The following is a 9,142-nucleotide window of genomic DNA, read 5'->3' as shown; positions in this document are numbered from 1 at the left end:
GTCTCCCTCCACCATATTCTCCTTAATTGGAAAATCGAAAAGCCAACTCATTGAGTTGGCTTTTTTCGTTTCTGAGCTTTATCTCTTACTAAACGTGTCTTCTAAAACAACCCTCAACTTCCTAAACACTAACCCGCTACTACAAATAACTAATCGAGCTAAATCATTCAAACATCAGTGAGCGTCATACTTCAGCATGACGCTCACAAACCAGATAAGCAGCGCAGCCTAAACAATGGGTCGATACATGTTCTTCGCATTCGTTCGCAATTATCTGTTTCTGCTGCAAAGTAACCTCAGGCTCCAATACGGGTTCAAAGAACTTTGTCATTACTCATTACATCCAAATAAAATCAGTTAGTTAGTTAGTTAGTTAGTTAGTTAGTTAGTCTCAGGTTAATCCAATCTTTAACTAAGATACATATCATTAGACGCAAAAAAGCCCCTGCTGATTTCTCAGCAGGGGCTTTCTATTATTTGGTGTTATTCCGAATAACTACATCCTATTGATGTTGAGTTAAATCCTGGAATTAACCTTGAATACCAACAATTAACCAAGGTGCATTGTTAGTTGTTAGGTCACGCTCTAGATGCCAGATATCAGTGATATCTTCTTCAACGCCATCCGCTGTGTCACGGTAACGACCGCTAAACTGAAGGCTTAGCTGTGCTTTGCTACCATCGTGGTCTGCGCGAACGATTTCAGCATCAACGTACATTACGTCTGTGTGCTGATCACCGTCTAGCTTATTACGCTCAGCTTTTAGGTCTTCAAATAGGCTTGGAGATACGTATTCTTCAATCGTGTTTAGCTCGTTGTGATTCCATGCACCTTGCAGTGTACGGTAGTGCTCACGAGAACCATTGATGAATGCCGCTTGATCAAAGCCCGGTGGGTAGTTATGTGGAACATCGCTTTGTGCACCAAAACCGAAACCACCAGCAGCGCCTTGTGATTGAGGTTGTGTTTGCTCGAAGTTATGAACATTTGGTTGTTGCTTAGGTTGTTCAAACTTGTTCTGACCCATGCCGCCGAATGCTGGCTGTTGGCCACGTGCATTCTGCTGATTCATTGAGCCCTGCTTCGCGCCCAACATTCCGCGTAGGAATTTAAACGCTAGGAAAGCAATCAGACCCATAATCAGAATATCCATGAACTGGATACCTTCAAATGCGCCACCAAAGAATGCAGCTAAAAGACCACCAGCAAGTAAACCACCTAGCAGACCGCCCATAAGGCCTTTCTTGCTAGAGTTAGCTGCTGTGTTCTTACCTGTTTGATCTTGACGGATCGAATTCGTGTTTTGTTGTTTTGGTGCTGGAGCCGTTTTAAAGCTTTTGCCAAATGACTTACCACCACCAAACTTTTTCGCTTCCGCGATTGGCGTCACCGCGACTGTTACCAACAGGATCGCGACTAGTGAGAAAAATCGTTTCATTATTATCCTTTATAGGTTTTTTATCTTTCGACACATTAATCATACTCGTTAACAAAGAACAATGAAATATTCACCGTGTTTACACATGTATCATAATATTGCGGCTATTAATTGATTACTAAACTAGCGAAGGGATTGACGGCACTCAAGGGCAGCATTAAAATATTGAACGATGTTCATTTAATAGAAAGTACCCATGGCAAGACGAAACGATCATACTCGCGAACAATTAGTGCAATTAACCTTAAAAACGGTAACCGACTTCTTAGAAGAGCACTCTTATCACGAGCTAAGTCTACGTAAAATCGCCAATATGATTGGTTACGTTCCAAGTACCTTAGTAAATGTATTTGGTAACTACAACCTACTGCTTTTGCATGTGGTCGCTCAAACATTAGATGAACTGGCGTCAGAATCCGCTGCAGCTGTTGAACAATCGAGCAACCCTCAACAAGCTCTATTCAACCTTGCCTACTGCTACCACGATTTTGCACAGAGACACCCTCACCGTTGGCAACTTATCTTTGAGCACAACATGAACGGTGAAAACCTTCCTGAATGGCAATCGAACCGCATCGATAGAATGACAGGCATGCTAGAGCAGTTGCTAGTAGAGATTGCTCCTGAGCATACGAAAAGCGAAGTCGTTAAAGCCAGCCGTGTATTATGGTCTGGAGTACACGGAATTACTCTACTTAGCGTTGATGATAAATTTTTCGCCTCTGAGCCTATTGATGGTAAAGAGCTGATCAATAACCTAGTCTCAAACTACTTAACCAACTGGTAATCATCCAAGGAAAGACAATGAACAACAGCAGCCAATCTTCGCTGTTAACGCAAAAAAGGTTCCTACCCTACTTTATTACCCAATTTCTAGGAGCCTTTAACGACAACATATTCAAAAATGTCCTGTTACTGTTTGTTGCTTTCGCAAGCGTAGACACGCTGCCTATTTCCACCAATCTATTCATTAATTTGGCCGCAGGCCTTTTTATTCTGCCCTTCTTCCTATTTTCAGCTTTAGCAGGTGTACTGGCCGACAAATACGAAAAATCGTGGTTTATCCGTAAAGTTAAGCTCCTCGAAGTAGTGATCATGTCACTGGGTGCGATCGGATTCATCTACGAAAGCTACGGGATATTACTTCTGCTCCTGTTCCTTATGGGAACGCAGAGTGCTTTCTTTGGTCCGGTGAAATACGCCCTGCTTCCACAGCAGTTAGAAACAAAAGAACTGGTATCTGGTAACGCTCTCGTCGAGACAGGTACATTCTTAGCGATCCTGATTGGTACTCTAGGCGCAGGCATCATTGCATCTGAAGAAGGCGCGAAGCTCATTGCTGCGGTGTGTATTGTTTCGTTCGCCGTGCTTGGCTATGCATCAAGCTGCTTTATCCCACATGCGCCAAGTAATGCACCAGATCTTAAAGTAAAGTGGCAACCTGTAAAACTGACCCGCGCAACACTGGCGATTGCAAAAAAAGATCGCCCGACCTTTCAAGCTCTGATGTCTATCAGCTGGTTCTGGTTCCTTGGTGCGGCTTACCTAACTCAGTTTCCCAACTTCACTAAACTGCATCTAAACGGCACTGAAAGTTCCGTCGCCTTTTTACTGGCACTATTCTCGGTAGGCATTGCAATCGGCTCTTTAGCTTGTGATAAGTTATCTAATCACCGAATTGAAATCGGCATCGTGCCAATGGGCAGCTTAGGTATCTCGATCTTCGGTCTTCTGATGGCGATATCCATCCCGGAGTCTTTGCCTGACTTTAGTTCTTTCCATCAATTCGTAACCTACTCAGAGCTGTGGCCACTGTTTGCTTACCTTCTGCTTCTGGGTATCTCTGGCGGTGTCTTTATTGTTCCTCTGTATTCACTGATGCAGTTACGTGCCAAGCCCGACGAGCGTGCCCAAGTGATTGCCGGGCTCAATATCTACAACTCACTGTTCATGGTGGGAAGTGCGGTATTAGGTATTGTTTGCCTTAGTGTTCTAGATCTTTCAATTCCGCAGCTGTTTATCTTGCTCGCAGTGGGCAACACTTTGGTGATGCTGTACCTGTTTTATCAGGTGCCTATCTACGCTTTCCGCTTCTTTACGTGGGTGGTCACTCACACCATGTACAGAGTTAAACATAAGAACTTACATCACCTGCCAGAAAAGGGCGGTGCGTTGATTGTCTGCAACCATGTGAGTTATATGGATGCACTGCTGCTGAGTGCGGTTTGCCCTCGCTTGATCCGTTTTGTGATGGAAGAGGATTACACCAAGTTGCCGCCAATTCGACGCTTCTTGAAAAGAGCTGGGGTGATTCCAATCTCCGCGACCAACCGCAACTCGATTCGAAACGCTTTCAAAGAAGTAGAGCGTGCCCTGCATGAAGGTCACATCGTGTGTATTTTCCCAGAAGGAAAGCTCACCTCTGATGGCGAAATGGCTGAGTTCATGCGTGGTATGGAGCTGATCATCAAACGTTCCCCTGTCCCAGTGATTCCTATGGCTCTTAAAGGATTATGGGGTAGCTACTTTAGTCGTTACAAAGGCCGTGCCTGCAAAGGGTTACCCACTCGCTTCTGGACTAAGCTAGAGATAGAAGCTGGCGAGCCGATTTCACCTAAACAAGCCTCTTGTGAAACGCTTCGACAGTCAGTCTCTGACCTTCGCGGATCATTACGCTAGTTAACCAGCCCTTTATTCATATCAGTTGAACAAGCGTTAAGTTTTCCTTAACGTTTGTTCAATTCATTTAGACTTACTTATCATTTTATTGAACGTATAGTGGTCTCATCACAATAACGCCACAACAAAACAAGACTCTAAATACAATGAACCTAAAAAAGTCCGTTCCATTTTATCTTGCTGCACTGTTTTGCTTAACGCCTTGGGTTAGCTCACCGACAGCCCTGGTTATCGGTTTCCTGCTTGCTAGTTTAGGATTAGTCCCTGAACACTTGGAAGTCGGCAAACTTACCAAAAAGCTACTGGCCTACTCTATTGTTGGCTTGGGTTTTGGTATTCAGTTTGAAAAAGCATTAGCAGTAACAGGCGATGGTATTGGGCTCATTGTAACTACGATTATCGGTACATTAGTCATTGGTTGGTTCTTGGCGAAACAAATGGGGCTAGACCGCACTACGGGCTATCTTATATCTTCTGGTACCGCGATTTGTGGTGGTAGCGCGATAGCAGCAGTGGCACCCGCGATCAAAGCAGACGATGAACAGATTGGCTTGGCATTAGCTACCGTATTCGTGTTGAACTCGGTTGCTCTATTCTTATTCCCGATGATTGGTCACGCGCTTGAGCTCAGCCAACAAACATTTGGTACTTGGGCAGCGATAGCGATTCACGATACGTCTTCTGTAGTAGGTGCAGCTTCAGCGTATGGCGAAGAAGCACTGACGACAGCGACAACATTGAAGCTCGCTCGCGCACTTTGGATCATCCCAATCGCTTTAATTAGTGCGATGATCTTCAAGAACGATCAAAAGAAGATTACGGTTCCCTACTTCATTTTCTTCTATTGCGCCGCTATCGCGGTGAGTGACTTACTGCCACAATTTGAGATGGTCTATCAAGGAATCTTTGATGTGTCTAAGCGAGCACTGGTCGTGTGTTTGTTCTTAATTGGCTGTGGTATTTCAGTTGAGAAGTTAAAAGCGGCAGGGCCGAAACCACTGATGTTTGGTATTACAATGTGGGTCATGATCTCAACGGGTTCATTGGCGTGGTTAACTCTCGCTTAGCCCGCATAGAAACGCTTTAGATGTTTGTTCGGTGAACTAGACACTCAAGTTAGCGAGCAACAAAACAAAAAGGCAAAGCTCCAATGGGCTTTGCCTTTATCGTTTGTGGTAAGGGTATTCTTTGTTGTAACAATCACGAATCAAACAGGGGCTTATCACTCTTCTTGCTCTCTCTTTTCATTAAAACGAGTACCACAACCAACACAAATGCGGTGAGTTCAGCCAACGAGCGAGTCAACCCTGACGAAGTAACCGCTTGGCCTATCTGCAGCAAAACCGCAATGATGAGGGCAATTTTCATAATAAGACCTTATTCTATAATCCGTTATTTATATGGCTTATTATGATTGATGGTTATAAAGATAATAAATTCTGTTTTGAACTATCTAATTGCTAAATTAACTAACTGCAGGCCAAGTGAACAAAAAACCTCCGACTCAATTAGTTAGAGCGCCGGTGTTGCAACAACCACTGCGCTAATCCCGCTCTCGATACCTTAATACCTAACTGTTCTTGTTGAGGCATGCGGTAATACTCAATAGGGAACTTAAATCGCTCTAGGCTTCCTTGTAGCTGCTCTGCAAACCATTCTTTGGTTAGAACTTCATCACAGTCCACAATAGCTACTGGTCTAAAACCAAATTCGCTGTCTTCTATGGGCACAATAAAGGCTTGCTTAACTTCGGGCAGCTGGTTAAGTACTCGCTCAATTTCTTCGCAATGAATGTTCTCACCACCAGAAATAAACTGGTTGTCGGCACGGCCAATAATCGACACTTGTTCGCCAAGCCACTCACCAAGATCTTTGCTATCAAACCAACCGCTCTTATCAACTAATGGCGTTAAGTTACCTTGATAGTAATACCCGGACGCGAGCGTCTCGCCACCAATAAAGATACGTTGTTCTTCAATTTTTAGCTGGCGATGGTTAAGGACAAAACCGGCGGTGCTGCCGGCATCAACGGGCTTCGCGGTCACGGTTGAAGCCGCTTCAGTCATGCCGTATCCAAGCCATGTTTCGATGCCCATTTGTTGAGCTTCGAGCCCAAGTGCTTCTGGTATATGACTACCACCCAAAAGTACATGCGTTAAAGTAAGTGCTTGCTTACTCTTTAACAATCGATGTAGTTGAGTAGCGACCAATGAAGCATGACTGCATTCTTCTATATCGGTTTCAAGCTGACCTGTGCCTATTTTGATGCAACCACCAGCCGCCAACCAACGATGAACTATCGCCAGCCCCGACACATGGTACATAGGTAAACTCAGTAACCACGTGTCACCTTGTTGATAACGAAACACCTCAAGCAGCCCTGACGCAGAGCATAGGTGCTGCTCAAGTGTATGAGCGACCGCTTTTGGGTTTCCGGTAGAACCTGAAGTGAATACGATGCTCGCTAGATTTTGCGGATTGAAATTGGATTCTTGAGGTGTCGTTATCTGCTCATCATCACCATCAAACTTCAGTTCACTTAGGCAAGGCAAGGTCACCAACTGAGTATTCAAATCGGCAGTCTCTGATTGCTCTATTCCGCTATTGCCCAAGAGCCAAAGGTAGCTCTGTTGATCTGCTTGATATAAGGAATCGAGCTTTTGCTTCAGGCGTAAACTAGGCTGAGGCATCGTAAACGCACAAACCACACCCAAATTGAGTGCGGCAAGATAAACAGGGATCACTTCAGCTTGATTCTTACCAACAATCGTCAGTACATCACCTTCAGATAGGCCTTGATGAGATAGCTGTTGTTGGTACTCACTAACCAACACAAACACTTGCTGCCAAGTATAAGTGCGGTGAGTGGTCACTAACGCTGGTTGAAGTGGGTTTTGCTGCGCCCACTGTACCCAAAGCGGGGGATGATTAGATTGTGGGCGCATCATATGATAACCAAAAATAGATTAAGAACTTGTTAAGCTAACTAAATAGCCATTCAAATAGCTCGGTCTAAGAAGACCAAATCAATTGTTGCTTTTCAAGCGTAGAGACAGGCAACTGACAGCCCGGCCAAGAAACCTCTAGCTGCTGCTTGAACAAGCCAATCGTATCCAACCCCGGCACTTCATTTGGCAAATATTGCTGCGCCAGACGAGCAATCTGAGTCAGACCTAGGCTCGACTCAATGCTTGAGCTCAATACAGGTTTCATTCCAAGCTTCTGTGCTCGCTCAATGATTGCCACGCAACGCTCGACAGAACCAATAAGAGTTGGCTTGATCACGACTGCTTTAACACCAGTAAGGTCGCTAAGATCAAATTCCGGGCTGCGCACCGCTTCTTGCAGTGTCTCGTCCCACGCAATCGCCACACCATGGTCAATGGCAAAGGCCAAACTGTCTTCTGGCTTTTGGCAAGGCTCTTCGATAAAGCTTATACGCTGGCGCATTGACGGCGAAATGTATTTAATGAATTGCTTCGCTTTCTCTGGCTTCCACGCACGGTTGGCATCAAGTCTTAGAGTCAAATCAGGGATCGACTCAAGGAATAAGCTAACCAACATGCCATCGCGAATCGCTTCGTAGAGGCCGACTTTCACTTTCGCGACCTTCTCGCCTACCATCTCATTCAATACAGGAATCAGTTCATCTGGATCGCCTGTACACAAAGGCGCCGCTTGGTAGTTACCTTGAGCGTTAAGATCGCCTCGCAATTCCATCATCGCCATTGAAAAGCCAAACGCGACAGAAGGATACAGCTCGTCGAAAGGCGTTTGAGGCTTATTGTGGCTCCAAAGCTCTAATTCGTGTTGAAGCTGAATGCCAGCTTGTTCGGCATCTTCTTGGCTAAAACCGGGCAAAGGCGCAACTTCGCCAAAACCAGTTTTACCATCACACTCAAGTTGGATGATATAGCCAACACGTTCGTTCAACTTATTGTCACGAAGAACCACACCACTATCCATAGGTAATTGATAACGGTAAAGTTTAGCGTGACGCTGAGAATTCACTGAGTTCATAAAGTTTCCTAAAAAACGGGGAACATCAAAACAAAACGAGCCGCTATTAGCGACTCATTTTGAAGAGGAGAAAGACTATGGATTACGCGGGAACTTGTCGAAGTCCGGTCGACGTTTCTCGTTGAATGCGTTGCGGCCTTCTTGGCCTTCCTCTGTCATGTAGAACATCATGGTTGCGTTACCAGCCAACTCTTGTAAGCCTGCTTGACCATCACAGTCAGCGTTCAGTGCCGCTTTCAAGCAACGCAGTGCCATTGGGCTGTGTTGAAGCACTTCACGACACCAACGAACTGTCTCTTTTTCTAGGTCAGCAACAGGAACAACGGTGTTTACAAGGCCCATGTCCAGTGCTTCTTGTGCATCGTAGAAGCGGCACAAGAACCAGATTTCACGTGCTTTCTTTTGACCAACGATACGAGCCATGTAAGAAGCACCCCAACCGCCATCGAAAGAACCCACTTTAGGACCCGTCTGACCGAACTGCGCGTTTTCAGCTGCAATAGTAAGGTCTGCCATCATGTGAAGTACATGACCGCCACCGACTGCCCAACCCGATACCGCTGCGATAACTGGTTTTGGACAAGTACGAATTTGACGTTGGAAATCAAGTACGTTCAGGTGGTGTGTACCTGAATCATCTTGGTAGCCGCCGTAGTCACCACGAATACTTTGGTCACCACCAGAACAGAACGCCTTCTCACCAAGACCAGTCAAAATGATTACGCCAACTTTCTCGTCATAACGAGCATCAGCCAGTGCATTGATCATCTCTTTTACGGTTTGTGGACGGAACGCATTGTGCACTTGAGGGCGAGCAATCGTGATTTTCGCAATACCGTCATCAGACTTGTGGTATTGAATATCTTCATATTGACTGCTTTCATCGCGCCAGTTAACGGCTGCGTAAAGTTCTTCTTCTGTGATGCCTACTGTTTTAGCCATGATGATTCCCATTGTTCTATTAGAGAGCGCGACTAGCGTAGAGTCGCGACGGTGTTGCTCTG

General features: G+C 45.3%; 8 protein-coding genes. 3 read left to right on the top strand and 5 right to left on the bottom strand.

Features of this window, described 5'->3' with window-relative positions; genetic code table 11:
- Nucleotides 1-530 precede the first annotated feature (530 nt).
- On the bottom strand, nucleotides 531-1,439 hold the full coding sequence (locus AB4486_RS13865; RefSeq protein WP_017068945.1) for a Tim44 domain-containing protein: 909 nt from the start codon (nucleotides 1,437-1,439) through the stop codon (nucleotides 531-533).
- Between the two features lie 196 nt (nucleotides 1,440-1,635).
- On the opposite strand from AB4486_RS13865, the gene AB4486_RS13860 reads away from it, so the two are divergent.
- The 3 genes from AB4486_RS13860 (at nucleotide 1,636) to AB4486_RS13850 (ending at nucleotide 5,185) form a co-directional block, all read left to right on the top strand.
- Complete coding sequence (locus tag AB4486_RS13860; protein ID WP_372117391.1) at nucleotides 1,636-2,226, top strand: TetR/AcrR family transcriptional regulator; 591 nt, start codon at nucleotides 1,636-1,638, stop codon at nucleotides 2,224-2,226.
- A 17-nt stretch (nucleotides 2,227-2,243) separates the two neighbouring features.
- The gene (locus tag AB4486_RS13855) at nucleotides 2,244-4,118 is read left to right on the top strand and encodes an MFS transporter (protein ID WP_372117388.1); all 1,875 of its coding nucleotides are present in this window, start codon (nucleotides 2,244-2,246) and stop codon (nucleotides 4,116-4,118) included.
- Between the two features lie 146 nt (nucleotides 4,119-4,264).
- On the top strand, nucleotides 4,265-5,185 hold the full coding sequence (locus tag AB4486_RS13850) for a YeiH family protein (RefSeq protein WP_017060176.1): 921 nt from the start codon (nucleotides 4,265-4,267) through the stop codon (nucleotides 5,183-5,185).
- Nucleotides 5,186-5,318: 133 nt separating this feature from the next.
- Here AB4486_RS13850 and AB4486_RS13845 read toward each other — a convergent pair whose 3' ends face one another.
- The 4 genes from AB4486_RS13845 to menB form a co-directional block, all read right to left on the bottom strand.
- Nucleotides 5,319-5,486 carry a hypothetical protein gene (locus AB4486_RS13845; RefSeq protein WP_048664248.1) on the bottom strand — a complete coding sequence of 56 codons (168 nt, stop codon included), beginning with the start codon at nucleotides 5,484-5,486 and terminating at the stop codon, nucleotides 5,319-5,321.
- A gap of 140 nt (nucleotides 5,487-5,626) precedes the next feature.
- Nucleotides 5,627-7,066 carry an o-succinylbenzoate--CoA ligase gene (gene menE / locus AB4486_RS13840; protein WP_372117385.1) on the bottom strand — a complete coding sequence of 480 codons (1,440 nt, stop codon included), beginning with the start codon at nucleotides 7,064-7,066 and terminating at the stop codon, nucleotides 5,627-5,629.
- Nucleotides 7,067-7,130: 64 nt separating this feature from the next.
- Entirely contained in the window at nucleotides 7,131-8,138 is a 1,008-nt protein-coding gene (gene menC, locus AB4486_RS13835) for an o-succinylbenzoate synthase (protein ID WP_017060171.1), read from the bottom strand.
- Nucleotides 8,139-8,213: 75 nt separating this feature from the next.
- Nucleotides 8,214-9,080, bottom strand: coding sequence for a 1,4-dihydroxy-2-naphthoyl-CoA synthase (gene menB / locus AB4486_RS13830; RefSeq protein ID WP_017064079.1), 867 nt, complete (start codon nucleotides 9,078-9,080; stop codon nucleotides 8,214-8,216).
- Nucleotides 9,081-9,142 lie beyond the last annotated feature (62 nt).

The organism is Vibrio sp. 10N.222.55.C6, from assembly GCF_041473395.1.
Lineage (GTDB): Bacteria > Pseudomonadota > Gammaproteobacteria > Enterobacterales > Vibrionaceae > Vibrio > Vibrio crassostreae_C.
Note: the sequence above shows the minus strand (reverse complement) of the source record. Positions and strands in the feature narration are given on the sequence as shown.

What these genes read in the sequence shown, in the direction of transcription:
- AB4486_RS13855 (WP_372117388.1), top strand. Translation starts at nt 2,244, where the DNA reads ATGAACAACAGCAGCCAATCTTCGCTGTTAACGCAAAAAAGGTTCCTA.
- menB (WP_017064079.1), bottom strand. Translation starts at nt 9,080, where the DNA reads ATGGCTAAAACAGTAGGCATCACAGAAGAAGAACTTTACGCAGCCGTT.
- AB4486_RS13850 (WP_017060176.1), top strand. Translation starts at nt 4,265, where the DNA reads ATGAACCTAAAAAAGTCCGTTCCATTTTATCTTGCTGCACTGTTTTGC.
- menE (WP_372117385.1), bottom strand. Translation starts at nt 7,066, where the DNA reads ATGATGCGCCCACAATCTAATCATCCCCCGCTTTGGGTACAGTGGGCG.
- AB4486_RS13860 (WP_372117391.1), top strand. Translation starts at nt 1,636, where the DNA reads ATGGCAAGACGAAACGATCATACTCGCGAACAATTAGTGCAATTAACC.
- menC (WP_017060171.1), bottom strand. Translation starts at nt 8,138, where the DNA reads ATGAACTCAGTGAATTCTCAGCGTCACGCTAAACTTTACCGTTATCAA.
- AB4486_RS13845 (WP_048664248.1), bottom strand. Translation starts at nt 5,486, where the DNA reads ATGAAAATTGCCCTCATCATTGCGGTTTTGCTGCAGATAGGCCAAGCG.
- AB4486_RS13865 (WP_017068945.1), bottom strand. Translation starts at nt 1,439, where the DNA reads ATGAAACGATTTTTCTCACTAGTCGCGATCCTGTTGGTAACAGTCGCG.